Here is a 23,367-nt window from a genome sequence, read left to right on the forward strand (position 1 = left end):
TCCCTCGGTCACTAGCATTCTTTCCTGTTGAGCAGGGGATTTTAAATTCTGGCATCATTACAGATAATCACATTTTATTTGATCAAAAATAGTAATTCTCCAATGCGCTGGTACGCTTTTTTGCTTTATCCTTTCGCTTTACTGTACAAGTTGGTCACTAGCCTTCGGAATTGGTTTTTTGATATGGGCTGGCTGAAAAGTGCCCATTCTCCTATTCCAAGTATTGTGGTTGGTAATCTCAGTGTGGGCGGCACAGGCAAAACTCCCATGGTGGAATTCCTAATTCGAATGTTGCAAAAGGAGAAAAGTACTGCTGTACTCAGTAGAGGATACGGGCGTAAGACCAATGGTTTTCTTCAGGCAAATTGGATGCTATCTCCTGATGATATTGGGGATGAGCCCTTTCAAATTTTCCAGAAATTTGGACAAGATATCTCAGTATTCGTGGGAGAAAACCGAGTAAACGCATTGAATAAAATCGCTGCACTGCCAACCTCCCCCGAGTTGATAATTTTAGATGATGCTTTTCAGCACAGGTATGTAACAGGCGACCTGAAGATTCTGTTGACTACCTATCAGCGACCATTTTATTCGGATTTTTTACTGCCTATGGGCCGAATCAGAGAAAGTAGAGCTGGTGCAAAAAGAGCAGATGTTGTAGTCATCACTAAATGTCCCGAGGCACTTTCAGCTTCTGAAAAAACTAGACTAATTAGCAAGGTGTCTCCTAATATTAGGATGGGTACTCCTGTTTTGTTTTCCTCAATTACCTATGGAAGGCCTTTTGGGCTGATGAATCAAACCTCTATTACTGGCAAAATACTGCTGCTTACGGGTCTGGCTAATGATCAGCCTCTTGTGGACTATGTACGAACAAAGTATGACTTGCTTGAGGTGATGAGTTACCCGGATCATCACGATTATGGACTTTCGGATTTTGAGAAAATTCGCTCCAAAATGAATCAATATGCGGCTCAAAAGCCTGTGGTGTTTACCACTGAAAAGGACGCCGTGAAAGTTAAATCGAATGCACCCAAAGGTTTTCTGGAAGAAATTCCGATTTTTGTGCTGCCTATAGAAGTGTGTTTTTCTCCAGCTGATGAGCTAGCTTTGGCACAACTAATCCAACAAAAAGTCTTCAAAAGGGATATTATCTAAGTGAATAAACGGTTACTCTGCATTCTATTTTTACTCTGCGTCGGGACTATTCCGTTCACATTTGCGCAGCGTACCGTTCCTCCTACGACTCAAAACCCAAATCAGCGAAGAACTGGCGAAGTGGTGGATCCAGAAGAAAATGAAGAAGATGGGATTAGGAGAACTCTTTTGGATGATAGTACCAGGATGGTGTATGGTCCGAAAACAAGTCTTTACTTTTTCGAGAAGGATATCAAGCGAAATAACCTGATTCTCTATCCCCAGGATACAGCCCTGAATAATTTTCACAATTATGATCCAGTTGCCAAAAGCAATTGGAAATACCAAGACCTAGGCAATATCGGTAGTGCTACTAAACCAATGTTTTATGAGATTCCTGATGTAATCGGTACTAGAGCAGGTTTTTCAGTGTATGATCTGTACTACCATGCGCCGGAGGACAACAAGTATTTCGATACCAAATCACCGTTTACGGAGATGTCCGCCTTTTTTGGAGGAGGACAGCGAAACATGCTGGACATCGCTTTTGCGCGAAATATCAATTCTAGGTGGAACGTGGGCTTTGATTTTCATACGATACGAGCTAGAAAAACGCTCAACCCGGTGGCTCGCGATGATAATATGGTCGTGCAAAATTCATATTCTCTCCATACCAACTACCGTTCTGAAAACGGGAAGTATTGGCTGCTGGGAAATTTCTCCAGAATGCTTCACAAGGTGAACGAAATCGGAGGAATTATTCCTCCATCTGTGGATTCTACTTCTTTGTATTTCACTTACGAAGATGCCAAAGTATGGCTCAGCAATACACAGGCTAGTGATCTAAGACAGGAATATAGATTCTATCATGAATACAGCATACGAGATGAATTGCAGATCTATCACATTTTCGATCAAAAGAATAGAGACAACACCCTTTCAGCAGCGCTGACTTCCAGTGATTCTCTTTTCTATCCCAAAACGCGATTCAATGCCAGTCGTGATAGCTCTCAATTGGACACTACGAGGAATTATAATGATTTCAAAGAATGGGGCAATGAGGTTGGGTTTAAAGGGAGTTTTAAGGGGTTCTATTACAATGCTCACGCAAAATTCAGAGCTGGTCGGATGAAAAGCCCCTTTTATCCAGACGGAGAGAAAAATAATTTTAACGAAGTTTATATAGGTGGGGAACTCATCGGTAAAATCTCGGAGAATTGGTCGTTAAGTGCAGATGGAGAATACCTTGTTCCTGGTGCCTTTAGATTACATGGATTGTTTGTTTCGCCGTGGCTAGAGGTAGATTATACCAAAGCTGTGTACAAGCCAACTGCTATGGAACAGCTATACTATGGCAATCATTATCAATGGGACAATGACTTTGATAATGTAGGAGTGGATCAGCTAAGAGGTGTATTCAAACTGAATTTTAACAAAATCCAGCTCAGGCCTTCCTTGACTATTAACCGCATAAATAATTACGTGTATTTCAATGAAAAACGTATAGCAGAACAGGCTAGCGGTGAGGCTTTTATGCTGATTCCAGGAGTGAAAGCCAGCGTTCGTATTGGCCGAAAGTTTCAATGGGATACGGAGTTGATTTACACTCAGATCTCTGGTGAGTCTAGCGACAAGTTTAGAATTCCAGAATTCTATGCTAATACCAAATTTTACTTTGACAGTCCGCTCTTCAATGACAATGTTTACGTACAGATCGGCTTAGATATTCGCTATCATTCAGACTATTTTGCGACAGCCTATTCACCTGCCACGCAGCAGTTCTATTTGCAAAATGATTTCAATGTCTATGCATACCCTGTGGCGGATGTGTTCTTGGATTTCCGTATCAATAGAACCCGTGTTTTATTGAAATTCAATCATTTGAATAGTGGATTGATGCAGGAAGAAGGATACTTCGTCACTCCAGATTACACAGGATATAAGTCATTCATCGATTTGGGAATCACATGGTATTTATTTGATTAGGATGAGTTGGGAAGAAAGTACAAGGGAAAAAATGCTGCATTTGAAACTACCCACAGATCCGCGCTGGGTACGGGTGGCGGAGATGAGACTTGAAGATGTCCTCACAGATCATGCATACTGTGAGCAGAAGGCAGCTTCTTCTTGCATAAGTTTGATCGTGAGGTATAACGATCATATAGAATTAGTAGATACGCTTACACCTATTGTAGCAGAAGAATGGGGGCATTTCGAGCGCGTTCTTGAATGTATTCGCGCCCGAGGCTTGACCTTTGGGCCCGTTAGGAAAGACGAGTATGTCGTCCAGCTTACGGATTTTGTGAAAAAAGGAGGCAGCAGGACGCAGCAGCTCATTGAGCATTTGTTGCTGAATGCGTTAATTGAAGCTAGAAGTTGTGAGCGGTTTAAATTACTCTCCAAACATCTGGAAGACAAAGAGCTTCAGAAGTTTTACTATGAATTAATGGTTTCTGAAGCAGGGCATTACGTTACGTTCATAGAATTGGCCAGAAAGTATCAAAATCCAGATTTAGTAAATAGCAGATGGCAGGAATGGCTCAATTACGAGGCTGAGGTGATGCAAAATCTTGACGTTCGGGGAGACCGAATTCATTGATAAAATCTTAATTTTTATAACCGGATAGTCATTTCACGAGGAATTATCTATACTTGATACCACTAGGCAGAATTGATCAATAATTTTGTACTGATACGAACAATTTATGAATCTGATCGAAAACGTACGTGAAGCGGTACGCTCCATTAAAGTTAATTTATTAAGAACTGTACTTACAGGTGCTATAATCGCCATAGGGATCTCTTCGCTAGTCGGAATGCTGACCGCTATAGATGGGATAAAAGCGCAAATCGCAGATAGTTTCTCTGGATTGGGAGCAAATTCATTTGATCTTCGAAATAAGGGCTTCAGTGGTGGTAGAGCCATTCAGGATGGTAAAACAGAGAAAACTTATCCTAGATTGACGTTTAGAGAAGTCATGGACTTTAAAGAGAAATACACTAGCGTAGGTATAGCTACTGTTTTTACTCGGGTGACCGGAAGTGCGGAAATAAAGCGAGATTCTAAGAAAACTAACCCAAACGTCCGGGTGCTGGGGGCTGACGAAAATTATTTGAATATTAAGGCACTGACGCTTGATTTTGGACGGAACTTCACCAGCATGGAGATCCAAAATGGGTATAACGTCTGTATCATTGGAAAAGAGCTTGGAACTACCCTTTTCGAATCGAATGAAGATCCTTTGAATAAAAAGATTACTGTTCTGGGTATGCCCTATACTATTATAGGCATCCTCGAAGAACAAGGAGGTATGGGGCCTGATCAAGGTGCCGACAGGCAGATTTTGATTCCCATTGAAAATGCCAGCCGATTGGATAAAAGAGGAAGTTTGACATACAGTGTGACTGGTGTAGCCTCTGGACCAGAGCGAATAGATTATGAAATGGGTCAGGCAATTGGCATGATGAGAGAAATCAGACAAGACCGCGTAGCTCAGGAAGATTCTTTTGATTTGACCAAAAGTGAATCAGTGGCAGAAAGTCTCGAGGAAGTAGCTGGATATCTTAGGATAGGAGGTTTTGGAATCGGGTTTATTACCTTGTTGGGAGCGTCTATTGGCTTGATGAACATCATGCTCGTATCGGTGACGGAGCGAACACGAGAGATCGGTATCCGAAAAGCATTAGGTGCTACTCCATTAAGAATCAGACAACAGTTTTTATTCGAAGCTATTATGATTTGTATTCTGGGAGGAGCTATGGGTGTGGTTTTAGGTATTTCTATAGGAAATATCATAGCACTGGTTATTGGGGTTGGAGGTTTCTTGATCCCATGGCTTTGGATGATTATTGCTTTTGGGATTTGTATTTTGGTTGGATTAATGTCTGGATATTTCCCGGCTTACAAAGCTTCCAAACTTGACCCGATTGAATCGTTGAGATACGAGTAGGTTTATTTTTCTACTCATGAAAAAGGCTTCCAATTTGTAAAATGGAAGCCTTTTTCTTTTAGATGACTAGGTTAACCACTTGAAATCCTGCAAGTGCAAAAGGTATCATTGCCCGTCCATCTATTAATCTGGTGAATGCAGCGGCTTATGAATTTGAGTCGTCAAATGACAACCGTAAGAAGTTACTTTGCATCCTTATTTTTTGCTGCTAGCTTCTAGAAGAAGTTGTGCTTTTTTTCAGCAAACACGTTGAAGTTCTTCACTCCACTACTTAGGTGTTTTTTATCAGCTTGAGCGCAGCGTTTCATTAGGTGGAAAAATAGAAGCCTATTTGTTTTTGAAAGTCACCAACGTGAGTTCGGCATTTTTTGTGAATTATTACTAGAAGGAGACGTTGTTTCCAGCAGGAGAAAACGATCAAAATCACAATCTCCAACTCTTGTAAAACGATCAAAAACAACCTTTAAACCCTAGAAATCATGACAAAAGACCATGGACCAAGCATCAAAAATGATGAGAAATATGAAGCTCTGCGCAGAGACGGAATGAGTAAAACTAAAGCTGCTCGTATAGCAAACACCCCCAATTCGGGCAAAAAAGGTGGCAAAGCAGAGAAGTACGAAGATAGAACCAAACAGGAACTTTATGATCAGGCTAAAAAAGTCGGTATCGAAGGCAGAAGCAAAATGACTAAGAGCCAGTTGATAGATGCCTTAAGGAATTCCTAATCAAAAAGACACTTACCAAACCACAACAACAATGAAAAAGCCAAGCGAATTTCCAGAACAAAAACAGTCCCTTCCTGGACAACAAAGCAAAATGAAGCCAGAGCCTGAGGTAATCCGGAAAGGATACAAGGGAAGCGGAAAATTAAAAAATAAAGTAGCACTCATCACCGGAGGAGACAGCGGGATCGGTAGAAGTGTCGCCGTGCATTTTGCCCGAGAAGGAGCTGATGTGGCGATAATTTATATCAGTGAAGACAAGGATGCGAAAGACACCCAAGAACTAGTAGAAAAAGAAGGCAGAAAATGTCTGCTAATCGAAGGAGATTTGAAGTCTGAGAGTTTCTGCAAAAAGGCACTCGACCAATGTGTGAAAGAATTGGGAGGTATTAATATTTTGGTGAATAATGCAGCAGTGCAATTCCCTAAAAATGACTTGAAATCCATCACAACCAAGCAATTGCATGAGACTTTTGAGACCAACATTTTCTCATTTTTCCACCTTGCAAAATTAGCGATCCCACATTTCAAGGCTGGCGATTCCATTATCAATACCAGTTCAGTGACTACTTATCGTGGAAGTGAGCATTTAGTAGATTATGCGAGTACCAAAGGTGCAATTGTTGGATTTACTCGTTCATTGGCGCTGATGCTTGCCAAGGATAAAATCCGTGTCAATGGAGTGGCACCCGGTCCAATATGGACTCCGCTCATCCCTGCTACATTTGATGATGTCACAGATTTTGGTCAAGATACTGCACTGGGCAGGGCGGGTCAACCTAGCGAGGTAGCTCCTGCTTACGTTTTTTTGGCAAGTGAAGATAGCTCATACATTACAGGACAGTTCATCCATGTAAATGGAGGTGAAGTAGTTGGCGGTTAATCGGTAAAGTGTTTGGGTGATTCTTCATGAAGAAATATCTGAACCAGGTTTATGACTTCACCATCAAAAAATCTAAATACGTCACAATACAAATCCAATAAATCATGAAATCAATATGGAATGGCTCGCTAGGTTTTGGTCTGGTCAATATCCCGATAAAAATGTATTCTGCTTCTGAAGATCGAAGAATTGATCTGGATATGCTTGATTCAAAGGATCATGAAAGGATTCGTTATCAAAGAATTAATGAGAAATCTGGTAAAGAAGTAGAGTGGAAAAATATTGTAAAGGGCTACAAGCTTGATGACAAGTACATCATCCTCGAAGATGAAGATTTTGATCAAGCAAATTCCAAAAAGAGCAAAGTAGTAGAAATCGAAGCTTTCGTAAATGAGACGGAAGTAGCAGATATGCTTTTCAAAAAGCCGTATTTCCTAGAACCCCAAAAGGGTGGTGGCAAGGCTTACAATCTTCTTCGCGATGCACTAAAAAAAACTAAGAAGCTTGGTTTGGCCACTTTCGTCATGAGACAAAAGGAAAATCTTTGTTTAATAGGGATTTACAAGACCGTATTGGTTCTTCATGTTATCAGGTTTTCAGATGAGATCAGAAGTCCTGAGGATCTAAAAATTGCGACCTCCAAAGCCACAGCAAAAGAAATTGAAATGGCGGAGTCGCTGATCAAGCAGTACAGTGAAAAATTTGACCTGTCTAAATACAAAGATCAGTATAATGAGCAATTGATGAAGGTGATCAAAGCCAAATCTAAAGGAAAAAAGGCTGTGGTTAAGAAATTTGAGCCAGAAAAAACGAATTCTAAAGATTTGATGGCGCAGCTGAAAGCAAGTCTGGAAAAACGCAAGAAGGCATCCTGATGGCATTGGATGATTACAATAAAAAACGTGATTTCAACAAAACGAATGAGCCGAAGGGGGAATTCGCCAGAGATACCAGTGAACTCCGTTTTGTTGTTCAGCGGCATCATGCCAGCCGCTTACACTTTGACCTGAGACTTGAAATAGGTGGCGTGCTGAAAAGTTGGGCAATTCCCAAAGGTCCTTCTTTAAATGCCAACGATAAAAGATTGGCCGTCCAGACAGAAGATCATCCGTTGAAGTATTTGGATTTTCAGGGCACAATCCCCCAAGGTAATTATGGGGCAGGGGAAATGACAATCTGGGATTCGGGCACTTTTACTCCTATGTCAGATAAGAAGGATGCATTACAGGAGATGTTGGATGACGGAGATTTGAAGATTACTTTTTTTGGAGCAAAGTTGAGAGGGGCTTTTGCTTTAGTGAGAACAAAATTTGAGGGAAATCTTACTCAATGGTTATTGATCAAAAAGAAGGATGAATTTGCCTCCGAGTTAGACTACGATGCTAACCTTCACCTTAATGATATAAATGTTGAGGAGACTTCCACTCCCTCAAAAACCCTCTCAATTAATCAACAAGTCCAGCCAATGCTAGCCTCTAGCAGCAAAGATTTGAAATTCAGTACTTCCAAAAATTGGTTCTATGAAATCAAATGGGATGGCTATCGCATGCTGTGCAATCATTCCTCAAAAGCCACAATGCTTTATTCTCGCAATGGAGTGGATTATTCGAGAATTTTCCCCTCGCTACTAGAGAACTTGAAGAGCCTTCCTAAACCTGCGATTCTAGATGGGGAGGTTGTGACTTTGGATAAGAATGGGGTTTCAAAATTTCAATGGTTACAACATTACGATGAAGAACCGAGGGGAGAGTTGATTTATATGGTTTTTGATTTACTCTTTCTAGATGGTCATAGTATCGTGCATTTTTCTTTGGAAGAACGAAAGGAACTTCTAGAAACCTTAGTAGAAGATATGCCGGGGATACGATACAGTAATCATATAGTAGGAGGAGGGAAAGCTTTTTTTGAGGAAGCAAAAGCTAAAGGTCTTGAGGGTATCATCGGCAAAAAGTCTGATTCGTTCTATTATCCTGGTGCGCGTACAGAAGATTGGATGAAATTTAAGACACATGAAAGCTTGGAAACTCTCGTATGTGGCTATACTATATCGGAGAATAGACCCTTTGGCTCCTTGATTCTAGGTATGGAGAAAAAGGATGAACTTGTGTATGTAGGTAATTGCGGAACAGGTTTTTCAATTGCTTTGCAAACGGAGTTAGTCGATAGGTTTTCGAAAATCATACAATCCAAATCGCCTTTAAGTGAGAAAATCAATCTAAATGGAAGGGAGCCTGTATGGTTAAAACCTGTGATAATAGCTGAAGTTACGTTCACAGAATGGACCGAAAACGGGCGACTTCGTCAACCTGTTTTTAAGGGATTGAGAAATGATAAGTACCCGCCCCAACTAAGAATAAATAAGATAGAAGCGCCTAAAAGCAAAAGTGAATCTGCTGAAAATTCTGTGGAGATAGACGGGATAAATGTTCAGATAACCAACTTGGAAAAAGCACTTTGGCCTAAGGAAGGAATCACCAAATACAATCTCATTGAATATTATCTTTCTGTCTCGGAGTACATTTTGCCTTTCCTCAAGGACCGTCCACAAAACCTCCATCGTCATCCTAATGGAATAGACAAAAATAGTTTCTACCAGAAAGATACTCCGGAGGGATATCCGGATTGGATCCAGAAGACACGTATTCATTCTGAATCATCGGATAAGTACATTGATTATATGCTTTGTCAGAATGAAGCTACACTTATATATATGGCAAATCTAAGTTGCATCGAGATCAATCCATGGAATGCTAGAATGGGCTCACTTGATAGACCTGATTATATCGTGATTGATTTGGACCCCTCTGACAAAAACAATTTTATTCAGGTTATTGAGGTTGCACAAGCTTTTCATCAGCTGCTGAATGAGCTTAATATTAAAGGTTACTGTAAGACATCGGGATCAAGTGGACTGCATATTTATGTCCCGATGGGAGGGAAGTATAGTTTTGAGGAGGGGAGAAATTTCTGCAAGTTGTTATGCAGTATTATCCAGGAGCAACTTCCCAAATTGACTACCATGCAAAGATCTCTTAAGGCTAGAAAAGGTAGAATCTATTTGGACTATCTCCAAAATCGATCTGGCCAAACACTAGCGTCAGTCTACTGCGTTCGTCCGCAACCAGGCGCTACAGTTTCCACCCCTTTGCTTTGGAAGGAGGTTACTGGCAAACTCGACAAGAATGAGTTCACTATTTTCACAATGAAAGAGAGAATTAAAAAACACCCAAAACTTTTTCTGGAAGTACTAGGGAAAGGAGTTGATATCTCTAAGGTTCTAGAGCGATTAGAGACCTAACTTATCTTTAAAAACAAACAGCCCAATTTGAGTAGTTTTATTCTCAGATCTGCAGATCGGTTTCGTCCTTGCCTTTACAAACATGGCTTTAATCAGCCTAATACGCATAAATTTTTAATACTCTAGCTTGGCTACATGATTGATACTAGTGAGGTGAAAATCAAATCTAAACCGATCATGTATTTAAAACCTTCGCTAGCAATCTCACTTTTAATTTCAGGCTCAATCAGCTTGGCATCTTGTCAGGAAAAAGTATCTAATAAAGAGAAGGAGGAAATTTCACAGACTAGTTCTGATACTGTTCAAACTGCAGTTGGAGAATTGATTTTGCCTGCTCCTTATTCTTCCGAATCTGTTAAGAACCACAGTAAAGTAGTGGGATGGTCTGATGATAAAATGCCTGTAGCTCCGGCAGGATTTACCGTTTCTAAGTTTGCTGATGAACTTGATAATCCAAGAAATACGTATGTAGGGCCGAACGAGGACATTTTCGTAGTGGAAAGTAACACCAAAGGTAGCGCTGACCGGATCACTATTTTCAGAGATGGAGATAAGAATGGCGATTATGAAATCCGTGAAATTTTCAATGAAGATTTGAATAGTCCTTATGGGATGCTAATACTTAATGAATTCTTCTATATCGCAAATACAGATGGTTTATACAGATTCCCTTATAAAGCAGGCCAGCTGAAATTAGAAGGAGAAGGAGAGAAAATAGTGGATTTGCCAGCAGGAGGTTACAATAACCATTGGACAAGAAATTTGATTACAAATGAAGACGGTTCAAAAATCTATATTTCTGTGGGTTCAGCAAGTAATAATGCGGAACACGGCATGGATGAGGAAAAAAGAAGAGCAGGAATTTTGGAAGTTAACCCTGATGGAACAGGAGAAATTATGTATGCAAGTGGCTTGAGAAATCCAGTTGGGATGTCATGGAATCCTGCTAATAATGAGCTGTGGACAGCAGTGAATGAGCGAGACGAATTGGGTGACAATTTGGTGCCAGATTACATTACCAGTGTCCAAAAAGGAGGTTTTTATGGATGGCCGTATTCATATTTTGGTCAAATAGAAGATCCAAGAATGCAAGGTGAGGCTCCCGAATTGGTAGCTAAAGCAATTATTCCCGATGTTCCTGTGGGTAGTCATACTGCATCATTGGGATTAACTTTTTACGACGGATCAAACTTCCCGGAGAAATATAAAAATGGTGCTTTTGTAGGTCAACATGGATCGTGGAACCGTAAAAATCTTTCAGGATATAAAGTAGTTTTTGTTCCTTTTGCAAATGGAAAACCGACTGGTAAACCTGAGGATTTTCTAACAGGATTCGTATCTGATGCTGATAACTCTGAGGTTTATGGCCGTCCTGTGGATGTGACGGTTTTGCCTGATGGTTCATTATTGGTAAATGATGACAGCGGAAATACCTTATGGAAAATCAAGCATACTGGGAATTAAAATTGTCCTTCAAGTAGCACCACCTGATAGAATAAGGCTTATTTGATACAAATAATGATTATTGATCTAAGTAACCAGGTTCATTGAATCTATAGTTAGTGCCTATTTAAGGTATTATAGATTTGATGATCTTAATTTGCAAATTATGGATAGTAAGCATTTCTTGATCACTATTGTTGCTGGAGTAGCGGGTACCATTGCAATGACACTAGTGATGTACTCTTATTCATACATTACAAAGAAGTTTACCATGGTGATTCATGTTTTGGGCAACTTGTTGGTTGCGGAGCGAAATTATTACAGTCCTAGCAAGAACGCCTTAATTATTGGCTCACTAGCCCATTTTGGAGTTGGGATACTCTTTTCGTTTGCATATTTCTTGCTTTGGAATTGGGGAGTTTTTAGAATCAATTTTCAAGATTCAATACTAATTGGTGCGATTAGTGGAATATTGGCGATAGTAGTTTGGTATGGTTATCTAAGGTTTCACTCGCACCCTCCAAAATTCTCCAAACTTCATTATTTCCTGGCTTTATTTATTTCACATATCGTATTCGGGATAGTCACCGTAAATGTTTTTCAACTGATCACTGATAATCCAGAACTATGGTATCAACTTATTGATCAAGCTAAACTTTCTCCATGAAATCATTAAAATTAACATTTTCGGTTTTTGCTATTTTGATGATTTTCATTTCATCTTGCAACAATCAAACGCTAAAAATTTTTCAATCCAATTCAGCCAGAGCTCAGTATCAGAATACTCTTAAAAATTCCGGTATCGCTACTACTAAAATAGGTCTTGAGTGGCAAAGCTCCGCCGATGATGCCATTTTAACGGCTTCTGAACTTGAAGTTCCTGTTGCCATTCAAGGAAGTTTCCTGTCTAAAAGCGTAGAAGCTAGAGCTTGGAGTATTCAACTTGATCAGGGAGCTTCCGTCAATATTATTGTTAATTGGCAGGCAAGTGATAGCAGTAAATTAATAGTGGATTTATTGACTGGATCAGACCTTAAAGAGATAGAATCCTATACTGCGAAAAATGATCCTTTGAAGTTTGAGGCCGATAAGACTGGCCAATACTTACTTCGAATTCAACCGGAATTATTGGGAGAAGGAAATTTTCAGGTGAGAATCACCGGTACGGCTACTTATGCAGTTTTCCCAGTTGAGGGAAAAAATAGCGCTGCTATTCAAAGCGTATGGGGCGATGTGAGGGATGGAGGAGAAAGATCTCATGAAGGAGTGGATATTTTTGCAAGTCGTGGTACTACGGTTTTGGCTCCGGTGGAGGGAGTTGTTACTGCAGTTCGAGATCGAGGGTTGGGGGGCAAGCAAGTATGGGTAAGAGATACTAAGCGGGGTTGGAACCTTTATTTTGCACATTTGGATAGTCAATTGGTGAGCAATCTTCAGCGAGTAAGTCCTGGAGACACCTTGGGTTTGGTTGGAAATACAGGAAACGCGAGATCTACAGCCCCACATTTGCATTTTGGAATATACCAGAGTGGCGCAATCAACCCATTTCCAGCAATTGAAACTGAATTTGATGCTGCACCTGAGTTAGAAGTTCAACAGTTGGCTACGATCATGAGAGTAAATACAGCAAATTCAAATATAAGGTCCCAACCCACCACCAAATCTGAAGTCATCTCCAAGCTCGAAGTAAATACTCCAGTTTTCATCCTTGCCGCTACTTTAGATTGGTTTCAGGTTAAGACAGTAGAAGGAGTCAATGGCTTTTTGTATCGAAATTTGCTTTCAGCGGTAGATTCAATAGCCTTAGAAGAAAAGGAAACTTATGCTTTCACTCAAGCTAATTCTACCTCTGATAGTCTGAGCGTAGATTTAGCACATTTTTCTTCAATAGGGTATTCTGGAAATGGTCGAAAGTTGATCATAGACAAAGATGGAAACCTATTGTATCTGACTTCTGCTGATTAAAATTAACCGATTGCGTGGTTAAATTAGATTAGGTATATCTACTAAATAATGCCGAAGAGGCTTATCCGATTTTATTATGTTTTTACAACCTTAAAAATCAGATGTTACGGGACTTTATAGAAAATCTTATCAAAGTCTTGGTTTATTTCTATATTTTTCACCCATGAAAGCAAATGAATACGATGCAATTGTTATTGGTTCCGGAATTAGTGGAGGGTGGGCTGCCAAAGAATTCTGTGAAAAAGGGTTGAAAACACTGGTGTTGGAGCGTGGAAGAGATGTAAAGCATCTTAAAGACTACCCGACCATGACAGCAACGCCTTGGGATATGCCCCATCGTAATCAAATTCCAAGAGATCAAAAACTTGCCGACCCCGTGGTCAATCGCTGTTATGCTTACAAAGAAGATACGCAACATTTTTTCGCCAAGGATTCAGAGCATCCTTATGTTCAAGAAAAACCCTTTGACTGGATTAGAGGCTATCAGGTAGGAGGTAAGTCCTTGATTTGGGCTAGGCAAACCCAACGCTGGAGTAGATATGAGTTTGAAAGGCCAGGGCGTGATGGCTATGGGATAGAGTGGCCGATCGGTTACGAAGATATTGCTCCTTGGTATAGTCACGTGGAGAAATTTGTCGGCATTAGTGGAAGCTATGAGGGGCTGGATACGCTACCGGATGGGGAGTTTTTGCCAGCCTGGGAGTTGAATTGCGTGGAAAAAGAATTGCAAAAACGCATGAAAGCTAGCTACCCCGATAGAGACCCGATCGGAGGTCGATGTGCGCATCTCACCAAACCCAATGAAGTTCACCTTCAGCAAGGTCGTGGTCAGTGTATGGCTAGGAATCAATGCTATCGTGGTTGTCCATTTGGAGGATACTTCAGTAGTAATTCCGGAACTTTGCCGTGGGCTGCGAAAACTGGGAATTTGACCCTCAGACCCGATTCAGTCGTTCACTCGATTATCTATGATGATGAAAAGGGAAAAGTCACCGGAGTGCGGGTGATAGATCGTGTGACCAAAGAGGCTACAGAATATTTTGCAAAGGTTATTTTCTTAAATGCCGCAGCACTCAATACGAATTTGATTTTACTAAATAGCACCTCCAAACGCTATCCTGATGGGTTGGGTAATGATTCGGGGGTTCTAGGCAAATACATTTCTTTTCATAATTACAGAGGCTCCATCAGCGCGGATTTTGAAGGGATGGAGGATAGTTATTATTATGGTCGTCGTCCGACTACGATGATGATGCCGAATTTCAGAAATGTGAAAAAGCAGGACATGGATTTTCAAGGTGGGTACATGCCTTTTTTTAACGCCTCTAGATCACGCGGAAATGGAGTAGCAGAAGCACCGTTGGGTGCTGACTTAAAGCAGGCACATACAGAAGTAGGGCCATGGCATGTCTGGATGATGATTCAAGGTGAGACGATCCCCAAGGCAACGAACCACGTATCGCTCAGTAAAGAACTGACAGACGAGTGGGGGATTCCTCAGCTGAAAATTGATGTGAGTTACGATGAAAATGATGAGAAGATCCTGGCGGATTTCTATGCTCAGGGCCAAGAAATGCTAGAAAAGGCAGGCTGTAAAAATGTCAGAACTTCAGATAGTGGCCAAAACCCAGGGCTGGATATTCATGAAATGGGAGGTGCTCGCATGGGAAAAGATCCAAAAACTTCCATCCTCAACGCACATAACCAATTGCATGATTTGCCAAATGTTTTTGTGACTGATGGAGCAGCTATGTCTTCTACAGGAGTTCAAAACCCATCTATAACCTATATGGCGCTGACAGCCAGAGCAGTGGATTATGCCGTCAAGGAGATGAAAAAAGGGAATATTGGCTAAAAAATAGTATGATTATCCGCAGGCAAGAAGTCCTTCATTCTTTATAGGCTGGAAGACCGAAGTCGTAGGACTGAAGCAGACTCCATGCTAGATCTTACCAATCATTAAGTTGCTTTTATCTTTTTACCGGTAAGAGCGGATATCCATAATTAAGCTCTAGAAGGTCTTTTGTAGTTAGGAATTATTAAGAAAATAGGATTTGGATGATTGATGATGTCAGCGATCATTCAATCCTTTTCCTTCAAGGATTTTTGGAATGCATTTTTCTATCCTCGATTCCCTGGTTTTTGATTGTTTGGCCGCTGAAAAATATAGGTTATACCCTCTTTGCCGACCTGGCGTCAACGCTTCGAACGCTGTTTTGAAACTTGGGTCATTTTCAAAATAAGCTTGCAATTCACCCAGGATTGGTTCTGGATTCTTTTTGAGGATCACTTCCAGTCCTTGCTTTTCGGCTTCTATTGCTTCAAAAATATAGGCCTTAATTGTTGATCTCAGCGAGTCAATTTGCTGCACTTGGGTGAACTTCATTAGCCTGGCTGCCTGTGTGTTTGCACCAGGTTTGGTGAGTATTCCTTGCTCATCGCTCAATAAGGCTCCTTTCAAAAAGCTGATGGAGCAAAATTCTTTGAACGCTGCTAAAATCAAAACATTACTTTTCTGAAACGTATAGGTGGGAACTCCCCACTTTGACTCTTCTGTCAGTCCGCATTCCTGTATGATTTTTCTCAACAGATTTAATTCTTTCGTCCAGGTATGGACTTTACAGGCTGGAGTACCTCCGAGAGGACAGCGACCACAGCCTTCGGTGAAATAGGTTTCTACATTCGTAGTCATTTTCATAAATACGGTTTAACTACTAGATCTAGTACGTGTGCACCCAAGTCGAAGAACCAATGATTTCATCTTTGCCAGAATAAATGGGCGCAAGAGAATCTGTGGTGATCCACCAATATCTGGTTTTTGGTAGATTCATTCCGTCAATTTCGATCAATTCCTCGGTTAGGATTTCTTCAGCTTTTACCTCAAAGTTTTTGTTGAAAGCAAATCCTACGAGGTGATAATCTACTTTATCAAAATAGAAATGCCAATTTTCTTTCTCAAAATCTATCGCTACTCTATAAGATGGGATGCCATGAAAAGTTGTGTCTAAAGTTAATTCATGGATTATTCCGTCATCATTTTTGAGAGTCATGGGAAGTCCCAGAATAAAATGGTAGAAATTCTTTGTCCAGGCTGCTTGCTCGCAAGTTTTGTCTCCACTGATCACAGTGCAAGTAGAGTCAGTAAAAAGAATTTCTTGATCGAAAGATAAATTGTAATAAGAGACTAGTTGCTTTGCGTTATCTAAACCTATCATCAATCCATCCAGCGAGGTGTTTGGATAGACAAAATCACTTCTGACCCGGATTTTTTCCTGCAATTTTCCCCACTTTTCCTCAGGGTCATGAAAGGTTATACTTTTCCTCAAAATCTCTTCCCCAGACTGAAGACTGCCGCAAGAAAACAAAATAAAAACGATGAAAAGGCTGCGAATCATTAGACTAGTATAACTGAAGTCACTCGAAGGTAGTAGATTAGAAAGTAAGAGATGTGCTGTTGTTTCTTAGGTTGAGTCGCTAGTAATTCCTTTGCTAAACAAGCGACCAGACACTCACTCCATTTTTAAGACCACTGCTGTTCGATTAGGTACATACAATTCTAAGCGCTGCTTTTTATCTGTGGGGTAAACAATCTTTTGATCCAGTCTTTGGAAACCGCCATATTCCTTTTCATCGGAATCTAGCAGGATCTTATATTTCCCAGCGACAGGCACATGAACAGGAAGCCCAAGTATTGACTCGGTAGGGTGGAAGGAGAAAACGAAGATTAATCCGCCCCTTTCGTACGCCAATATCTTTTTATCCGGATCCAAGTACAGCTGCACAGCAGGTGCTAAAGCTAGAAGCATATACTCATTCGCAAGTTTGATGATGGCTTTGTCCCAGGCGTCGAGATGCCCATAGCGAAGCAAAGGATCATCTACGAGTGACCATTGCCTACGTGCATGCATGTAGCTCCAGTCGTTCCCAGCTCTAGGGAAATCCACCCAATCCGGATGTCCAAATTCGTTTCCTATGAAATTCAAATAGCCTTCACCACCGAGAGTGAGCGTGATTAGCCGTATGAGTTTGTGAAGCGCAACTCCTCTATCTACTGCTAGATTTTGCTGGAGTACAGACATGGAGAAATACATTTGCTCCTTCATCAGCCGGAAAGCTAAGGTCTGATCGCCCACCAGTGCCTGATCGTGACTTTCTGCATAGCCTATAGAGCGCTCTGCCTGTGGCCGATTGGTCAGCTGATGCCAGAGCTCAAACATATCCCACTCCTCATCTTGCTTATGCTTTAGGGTTTTGATCCAAAAATCGGGTACTCCCATCGCCATACGGAAGTCAAATCCGATTCCACCTTCAGCGATCGGTCTGGCTAGGCCAGGCATGCCGCTCATGTCCTCTGCTATGGAAATGTTTTCAGGTTTGAGAGTATGGATTAGTGTGTTCGCGAGCTGCAAGTAAAGGATGGCATCTTCATCTACATTATGGTCAAAATACAGATCAACTGAGTCAAAGTCCATAAATAAACCATGATGCAAATACATGATAGAGGTCACTCCATCGAAGCGAAATCCATCGAAATGAAACTCTTCCAACCAATACCGAATATTTGAGAGTAAGAATTGCTGCACTTCTCGCTTGGAATAGTCAAAAACTTTGGAGTCCCAGGCCTCATGATAACCTCTTTCGCCTGGATGAAAATATTGGTGCTGGCTGCCATCAAACTCATTCAATCCTTCATTTACATTTTTGATGGCATGAGAATGAACGATATCCATTACCACCGCTATGCCCATTTGATGCGCTTTATTCACCAGTGACTTTAGCTCCTCTGGAGTCCCAAACCTAGAGGTGGGCGCAAAGAAATTAGAGACATGGTAGCCAAAAGATCCATAATAGGGATGCTCCATCACGGCCATCAGCTGAATAGTATTGTACCCAGCGGCTTTGATACGAGGCAGTGTGAACGCTTCGAATTCTTGGTAGGTACCTACGCCCATTTTCTCTTGTGCCATACCCACATGGCATTCGTAGATCAGCGGTTGTTCTAAGCTTTTCTTTGTGCTAAAAGACTGATCAGACCACTTGAACTCCTCTGCAAACCACAGCTGACCTGCTACATCGTACGTTGTCTCGTCTTGAATAACTCTTCGTATGTATGCGGGGATTCTATCAAGCGCATTTTTTTCAGTGACTACATGGACTTTGACTTTACTCCCATGGATAAAATGATCTTTGTATTGCTCATAGGGTAAAAATATCTCCCAGTCGCCACGACCGCTTTTTTTCATCGGATGGGAGCTGCGATTCCAGCCATTGAAATCACCGAAAAAGTAAAGTTGCTTAGCAGCCGGTGCCCATTCCCGATACACCCAGCCTTTTCTCCAGGCTTCGAAGTGTATTCCGAAAAAGTTATGGACAGAAGCGTATTCAATAATATTGCCACTGAAGTCCTCTATTTCTCGTATTGCCTCCTGATATCGGTCAAATCTTCTCTGGATTTGAGGTTCATATTGAGTAAGCCATTTTTCTTCTTGGACTAAAGCGAGTTTTGATGATTCTTCCACGTAGTATATTATTAGCTGATCTGAATTTATAAAAATGTGGGTGGAAATCAGCAATTATGAACTTCTGTGGTTGTATTCTTTTTTACTCCTTTAAAAAAAACAGGTGCTATCAATAAACAAAGACTTAATGCGATAGCAAATTCTATCCAGGTCGTTTGGAAAGTTACTTTTTTCTCCGAAGGCAAAAGACCATTTTCATACAATGTCAGTTACCCTCGGGTCTGATCCGTATTTATTTTCACCATCCTGCCCTTTTTTTACCGCTAGCCAGATAAATCCAATGAAATTAACGGGAGGTGGAATTAGTAGGTACAAGGCGTATTTCCAATCTAGGCCTATATCGTGAAGTCTTTTGATTGCCTGGATCAGTAATACACTAATAGATGCAATTAGAGCTACTGCAGCTCCATAAAAGATTGCCCATGATTGGGAATTGTAGCTGTCCCAGATCAATAGTAAGCATAAGATGTTGATGCAATAGAAGATGATGAAAAACACTAAATATAATCTTCTGGTGATTCTTCCGGTCGGTCTAAATATTGAAGTCATATTTATACAACAGGTTGAATCCCTTCTTGTTCAAAGATTAATAAAGACTTGATAGTAGTCTTAGTGCTTTTCGAATACCATCTCAGGCTCAAGTACCTCTACATTTCCTTTTTCATTGATTTGATCGAGTTTTACCAGCTTCAATTCGTTGATTAGCATGGGGTCATACTTAGCAGCAACTCTGATGTAATTTTCGGTGAAGCCATGCATTTTTCCATCTTCCACGTCTTCTTCAAATAGTACGGTGAAGGTTTTTCCTAGATTTTCGGTATAGAACTTCCTTCTTTTTTTCTCCGAAAGGATACGAAGCATTTTTGAACGCTCATTTCTTTTTTTGATAGGCACAACATCGTCCATCTCCGCAGCTCTGGTATTAGCTCGCTCGGAGTAGGTGAATACGTGTAGATATGAAATTTCGAGCTCATTCAGAAAATTATAGGTTTCGAGGAAAAGTTCGTCCGTCTCGCCCGGGAACCCTACGATCACATCTACTCCAATGCAAGCGTGAGGCATGAGCGTTTTGATCTTCGTCACCCGATCTACATAAAGTTCGCGCAGGTACCTTCTGCCCATTTTTCTCAAAATAGTATTTGAGCCAGATTGAAGCGGAACATGGAAGTGGGGCACAAATCTCTTGGATTGAGCAGCAAAGCTGATGATCTCGTTAGTGAGCAGGTTAGGTTCAATGGATGAGATTCTCAGACGGTTGATTCCATCTACTTCATCGAGCGCATAGACCAAATCTGCAAAACGCTCATTTCGCTTTCCTTCCACTATTCCGAAATCACCTATGTTCACGCCCGTCAGCACAATTTCATTTACGCCAGTCGCGGCGATTTCTTTCGCAGATTGGATCACACTCTCGATGGTGTGACTTCGGCTTTTTCCTCTAGCCAGGGGAATAGTACAGAAAGCGCAGCCGTAGTTGCAGCCGTCCTGCACCTTCAGAAAAGTACGCGTGCGGTCATTGATCGAGTAGGCATTATTAAATACAGTGGCTTCTTGGATCTCGGATGCTAGGACTTTGGTCTCCTGTGCTGTTGCAAAATCATCCAAAAGCTCAATCAAGCGAAATTTCTCTGCAGCACCCAAGACTGCATCTACTCCATCGATCTCGGAGATCTCTTGTGGTTTGAGCTGAGCGTAGCAGCCGATGATGGTCACATAGGAGTTGGGAGAAATCTTCTTAGCCTCTTTTACGATCTTCTTACATTTCTTGTCGGCATTCTCGGTGACCGAGCAGGTGTTGATGATGAAAATATCGGGGTTTTCCTGAAATTCCACTTTTTGGTAGCCTTTTTCTTCAAATTGGCGACTGATTGTGGAGGTTTCAGAGAAATTTAGCTTACATCCTAAGGTATAAAAGGCTACTTTTTTCACAATTATGCTTCTGACAATGAGATTGCAAAGGTAATTAATCTCTGCTTGTTTTCAATTCTCCAAAAATCTGGGGGGAAATGAGAGTTTTGAGGTGAAATGGTATCTTTTTATCATGATTTTTTGAAAAAAGTGTAAATTTTTTCAAAAGTGAGGTCAAAAATGAGTCAAAAGCATTTTTGGAAACATATTTTTCTATTTTTGTGAGTATAATTTTAAACCACATATTGTAGAAATGGCAACACTCAGACAACAAGCCTTATCATTGGTGCAGACTAGACAGAGAATTCCTAGTAAAGTACCGCCATCCACTAAGATTTCAGATTATTTTGGTGTGAACACTTTTGGAACTGCTCAAATGAAGGTGTCCTTAGCTCCTTCAGCTTATAAAAGAGTGATGGAGGCAATTGATAAAGGCACCAAAATAGACGCTGCCACTGCTGAAGAAGTAGCATCTGCTGTGAAAACCTGGGCATTGTCCAAGGGCGTCACTCATTATACACACTGGTTTCAGCCACTCACAGGATCTACAGCTGAGAAGCATGATTCGTTTTTTGATGCGCTGGGAGGAATGGAGAAATTCAAAGGCAGTGCGCTAGTTCAGCAAGAACCAGATGCGTCTTCCTTCCCAAATGGTGGTATCCGCTCTACTTTCGAAGCGAGAGGCTACACCGCATGGGACCCAACTTCTCCTATTTTTATATTTGAAAATACGCTTTGTATTCCAACCATCTTTGTGTCTTACACTGGTGAAGCATTGGATTATAAAACTCCACTATTGAAATCTGTGGAGGCTGTCAATGATGCTGCAGTAGCCATCTGCCAGTTGTTTGATAGAAATGTTCGAAAGGTACAGCCTTCTTTAGGTGTAGAGCAGGAGTACTTTGTGATAGATAAAGCACTCTATGCCGCCAGACCTGATTTGGTCATGGGTGGTAGAACAGTTTTCGGACATAGCCCGGCGAGAGGTCAACAGTTAGACGATCACTATTTCGGATCCATCCCTACACGAGTGAAGGACTTCATGGTTGACTTCGAGACTGAAGCGTTGAAGTTAGGTATTCCTGTAATGACACGTCACAACGAAGTGGCTCCAGGTCAATTCGAGGTGGCACCGTTATTTGAAGAAATAAACAAGGCATCCGATCACAACCAATTGCTTATGGATGTGATGGAAAAAGCAGCCGAGAGACATGATTTGAAAGTTTTGCTTCACGAGAAGCCTTTTGCTGGTGTGAATGGAAGTGGAAAGCATAACAACTGGTCACTCATCACGGATACAGGTATCAATCTTTTCCAACCAAGCAATTCAGCAAGAGAGAATCTCCAATTCTTGACTTTCTTGGTTGCGACGGTTAAAGCAGTTCACGATCATGCGGATTTGTTGAGAGCAAGTATTGCTTCTGCAGGAAACGATCATCGTCTCGGAGCTAATGAGGCTCCACCTGCAATCATTTCTGTATTCCTTGGAGCTACTTTGACTGAGGTACTGAATGAACTCGAGAAAAATGGCAACATCAAGATCGAGAAAGGTGACAACATGTATATGAAGTTGGGAATCTCCAAGATTCCTGAGATCATCCTTGACAATACTGATAGAAACAGAACTTCTCCATTTGCTTTCACGGGTAACAAGTTTGAATTCCGTGCAGTAGGTTCTCAAGCTAACTCAGCGGGACCAATGACTGTATTGAATGTGATCGTAGCAGATGTATTGTCTAGTTTGTTGAAAGACATCGAAAAGGAAATGAATGCCGGTAAGGAAAAGAAAATTGCAATAGTCAATGTCTTGAGAAAATACATCAAAGAAAGTAAGAAGGTGCGCTTTGAAGGAGATGGATATTCTGATGAATGGGCTGCTGAAGCTCAGAAAAGAGGTCTTTCTAACTTAAAGTCCACGCCTTTAGCATTGGATGTGTATTCTTCCAAAGCCACGAAGGAGCTTTTCGAAAGACATAATGTAATGAACGGTGTAGAAGTACATGCTCGTCACGAGATTATGCTTGAGAGCTTCATGAAAAAGATACAGATTGAAGGTCGTGTGATGGGTGATTTGGCGCTAAATCATATTATCCCTACTGCGATTCTGTACCAGAACAAGATTATTCAAAATGCAAATGGCCTGAAGGGGCTTGGATTGGACAATACTGCTGCAGTAGAGACAATCAAGGAAGTGTCCAGACATATCGAATCTTTGAAAGCGAATATTACCGCAATGGTGGAGGCTCGTAAAAAGCTGAATAAGGAGACTGATATTGTGAAAATGGCAAAAGGATATCAGACAGAAGTGAAAGAAGCTTACTTTGACAAAATCCGATACGCAGTCGATAAGTTAGAACTGTTGGTGGACGATGAATCTTGGCCACTGGTGAAATACAGAGAAATGCTTTTCTTAAGGTAGAACTAAGCTTATCTAATACAACTTTTAAAACCATTCCTTAGGGAATGGTTTTTTTTTGGTTTAGGCACTTTTTAAGTTTTTATGGATCTGATAATCCACTTTCCTGCCCTTGTAAAGAGA

General features: G+C 41.0%; 18 protein-coding genes. 13 read left to right on the forward strand and 5 right to left on the reverse strand.

Going from position 1 to position 23,367, the window contains the following annotated elements; genetic code table 11:
- Nucleotides 1–102 precede the first annotated feature (102 nt).
- From lpxK to ABJH64_RS16015, 12 genes are all read left to right on the forward strand, one after another.
- Nucleotides 103–1,158, forward strand: a complete 1,056-nt coding sequence (gene lpxK, locus ABJH64_RS15960; RefSeq protein ID WP_348274477.1) for a tetraacyldisaccharide 4'-kinase — start codon at nucleotides 103–105, stop codon at nucleotides 1,156–1,158.
- Nucleotides 1,159–3,123: a putative porin gene (locus tag ABJH64_RS15965; RefSeq protein ID WP_348274478.1), complete on the forward strand. Its 1,965-nt coding sequence runs from the start codon at nucleotides 1,159–1,161 to the stop codon at nucleotides 3,121–3,123.
- Between the two features lies 1 nt (nucleotide 3,124).
- Nucleotides 3,125–3,736, forward strand: a complete 612-nt coding sequence (locus ABJH64_RS15970; RefSeq protein ID WP_348274479.1) for a tRNA-(ms[2]io[6]A)-hydroxylase — start codon at nucleotides 3,125–3,127, stop codon at nucleotides 3,734–3,736.
- Between the two features lie 106 nt (nucleotides 3,737–3,842).
- Nucleotides 3,843–5,087: an ABC transporter permease gene (locus ABJH64_RS15975; protein ID WP_348299722.1), complete on the forward strand. Its 1,245-nt coding sequence runs from the start codon at nucleotides 3,843–3,845 to the stop codon at nucleotides 5,085–5,087.
- Nucleotides 5,088–5,566: 479 nt separating this feature from the next.
- Nucleotides 5,567–5,815: a Rho termination factor N-terminal domain-containing protein gene (locus tag ABJH64_RS15980; RefSeq protein ID WP_348275241.1), complete on the forward strand. Its 249-nt coding sequence runs from the start codon at nucleotides 5,567–5,569 to the stop codon at nucleotides 5,813–5,815.
- Nucleotides 5,808–6,695 carry an SDR family oxidoreductase gene (locus ABJH64_RS15985; RefSeq protein WP_348275243.1) on the forward strand — a complete coding sequence of 296 codons (888 nt, stop codon included), beginning with the start codon at nucleotides 5,808–5,810 and terminating at the stop codon, nucleotides 6,693–6,695. Before ABJH64_RS15980 ends, ABJH64_RS15985 begins: the two co-directional genes overlap by 8 nt.
- Before the next feature lie 104 nt (nucleotides 6,696–6,799).
- Nucleotides 6,800–7,570, forward strand: coding sequence for a Ku protein (locus tag ABJH64_RS15990; protein ID WP_348275240.1), 771 nt, complete (start codon nucleotides 6,800–6,802; stop codon nucleotides 7,568–7,570).
- Nucleotides 7,570–9,993, forward strand: coding sequence for a DNA ligase D (ligD, locus tag ABJH64_RS15995; RefSeq protein WP_348275239.1), 2,424 nt, complete (start codon nucleotides 7,570–7,572; stop codon nucleotides 9,991–9,993). The genes ABJH64_RS15990 and ligD overlap by 1 nt, the downstream gene beginning before the upstream one ends.
- Before the next feature lie 135 nt (nucleotides 9,994–10,128).
- Nucleotides 10,129–11,457 carry a sorbosone dehydrogenase family protein gene (locus ABJH64_RS16000; RefSeq protein WP_348299720.1) on the forward strand — a complete coding sequence of 443 codons (1,329 nt, stop codon included), beginning with the start codon at nucleotides 10,129–10,131 and terminating at the stop codon, nucleotides 11,455–11,457.
- A gap of 145 nt (nucleotides 11,458–11,602) precedes the next feature.
- Nucleotides 11,603–12,103, forward strand: coding sequence for a DUF6789 family protein (locus ABJH64_RS16005; RefSeq protein ID WP_348275237.1), 501 nt, complete (start codon nucleotides 11,603–11,605; stop codon nucleotides 12,101–12,103).
- Complete coding sequence (locus ABJH64_RS16010) at nucleotides 12,100–13,401, forward strand: M23 family metallopeptidase (protein ID WP_348275236.1); 1,302 nt, start codon at nucleotides 12,100–12,102, stop codon at nucleotides 13,399–13,401. The genes ABJH64_RS16005 and ABJH64_RS16010 overlap by 4 nt, the downstream gene beginning before the upstream one ends.
- 163 nt (nucleotides 13,402–13,564) lie before the next feature.
- Nucleotides 13,565–15,256 (forward strand): GMC family oxidoreductase, encoded by a 1,692-nt coding sequence (locus ABJH64_RS16015; RefSeq protein WP_348275235.1) that lies wholly within the window; start codon nucleotides 13,565–13,567, stop codon nucleotides 15,254–15,256.
- A 216-nt stretch (nucleotides 15,257–15,472) separates the two neighbouring features.
- Here the strand turns inward: ABJH64_RS16015 and ABJH64_RS16020 are convergent, their stop codons facing one another.
- From ABJH64_RS16020 to mtaB, 5 genes are all read right to left on the reverse strand, one after another.
- Nucleotides 15,473–16,099: a YdeI/OmpD-associated family protein gene (locus ABJH64_RS16020; protein ID WP_348275234.1), complete on the reverse strand. Its 627-nt coding sequence runs from the start codon at nucleotides 16,097–16,099 to the stop codon at nucleotides 15,473–15,475.
- A gap of 22 nt (nucleotides 16,100–16,121) precedes the next feature.
- Nucleotides 16,122–16,796 carry a hypothetical protein gene (locus tag ABJH64_RS16025; RefSeq protein WP_348275233.1) on the reverse strand — a complete coding sequence of 225 codons (675 nt, stop codon included), beginning with the start codon at nucleotides 16,794–16,796 and terminating at the stop codon, nucleotides 16,122–16,124.
- 114 nt (nucleotides 16,797–16,910) lie between these two features.
- A complete protein-coding gene (locus ABJH64_RS16030) occupies nucleotides 16,911–18,920 on the reverse strand; it encodes an alpha amylase C-terminal domain-containing protein (protein ID WP_348275232.1) in 2,010 nt (669 codons plus the stop codon).
- Nucleotides 18,921–19,115: 195 nt separating this feature from the next.
- Nucleotides 19,116–19,469: a DUF805 domain-containing protein gene (locus ABJH64_RS16035; protein WP_348275231.1), complete on the reverse strand. Its 354-nt coding sequence runs from the start codon at nucleotides 19,467–19,469 to the stop codon at nucleotides 19,116–19,118.
- A 60-nt stretch (nucleotides 19,470–19,529) separates the two neighbouring features.
- Nucleotides 19,530–20,849 (reverse strand): tRNA (N(6)-L-threonylcarbamoyladenosine(37)-C(2))-methylthiotransferase MtaB, encoded by a 1,320-nt coding sequence (mtaB, locus tag ABJH64_RS16040; protein ID WP_348275230.1) that lies wholly within the window; start codon nucleotides 20,847–20,849, stop codon nucleotides 19,530–19,532.
- Nucleotides 20,850–21,081: 232 nt separating this feature from the next.
- On the opposite strand from mtaB, the gene ABJH64_RS16045 reads away from it, so the two are divergent.
- Nucleotides 21,082–23,247, forward strand: coding sequence for a glutamine synthetase III (locus ABJH64_RS16045; RefSeq protein WP_348275229.1), 2,166 nt, complete (start codon nucleotides 21,082–21,084; stop codon nucleotides 23,245–23,247).
- The last annotated feature ends 120 nt before the right edge of the window (nucleotides 23,248–23,367 follow it).

The organism is Algoriphagus sp. (assembly GCF_039969895.1).
Classification (GTDB): Bacteria; Bacteroidota; Bacteroidia; order Cytophagales; family Cyclobacteriaceae; genus Algoriphagus.

Bases quoted from the DNA above. Each gene is read 5' to 3' on its own strand.
- lpxK (WP_348274477.1), top strand. From the start codon at position 103: ATGCGCTGGTACGCTTTTTTGCTTTATCCTTTCGCTTTACTGTACAAG.
- ABJH64_RS15970 (WP_348274479.1), top strand. From the start codon at position 3,125: ATGAGTTGGGAAGAAAGTACAAGGGAAAAAATGCTGCATTTGAAACTA.
- ABJH64_RS15975 (WP_348299722.1), top strand. From the start codon at position 3,843: ATGAATCTGATCGAAAACGTACGTGAAGCGGTACGCTCCATTAAAGTT.
- ABJH64_RS15980 (WP_348275241.1), top strand. From the start codon at position 5,567: ATGACAAAAGACCATGGACCAAGCATCAAAAATGATGAGAAATATGAA.
- ABJH64_RS15990 (WP_348275240.1), top strand. From the start codon at position 6,800: ATGAAATCAATATGGAATGGCTCGCTAGGTTTTGGTCTGGTCAATATC.
- ligD (WP_348275239.1), top strand. From the start codon at position 7,570: ATGGCATTGGATGATTACAATAAAAAACGTGATTTCAACAAAACGAAT.
- ABJH64_RS16000 (WP_348299720.1), top strand. From the start codon at position 10,129: ATGATTGATACTAGTGAGGTGAAAATCAAATCTAAACCGATCATGTAT.
- ABJH64_RS16005 (WP_348275237.1), top strand. From the start codon at position 11,603: ATGGATAGTAAGCATTTCTTGATCACTATTGTTGCTGGAGTAGCGGGT.
- ABJH64_RS16010 (WP_348275236.1), top strand. From the start codon at position 12,100: ATGAAATCATTAAAATTAACATTTTCGGTTTTTGCTATTTTGATGATT.
- ABJH64_RS16015 (WP_348275235.1), top strand. From the start codon at position 13,565: ATGAAAGCAAATGAATACGATGCAATTGTTATTGGTTCCGGAATTAGT.
- ABJH64_RS16020 (WP_348275234.1), bottom strand. From the start codon at position 16,099: ATGAAAATGACTACGAATGTAGAAACCTATTTCACCGAAGGCTGTGGT.
- ABJH64_RS16025 (WP_348275233.1), bottom strand. From the start codon at position 16,796: ATGATTCGCAGCCTTTTCATCGTTTTTATTTTGTTTTCTTGCGGCAGT.
- ABJH64_RS16035 (WP_348275231.1), bottom strand. From the start codon at position 19,469: ATGACTTCAATATTTAGACCGACCGGAAGAATCACCAGAAGATTATAT.
- ABJH64_RS16045 (WP_348275229.1), top strand. From the start codon at position 21,082: ATGGCAACACTCAGACAACAAGCCTTATCATTGGTGCAGACTAGACAG.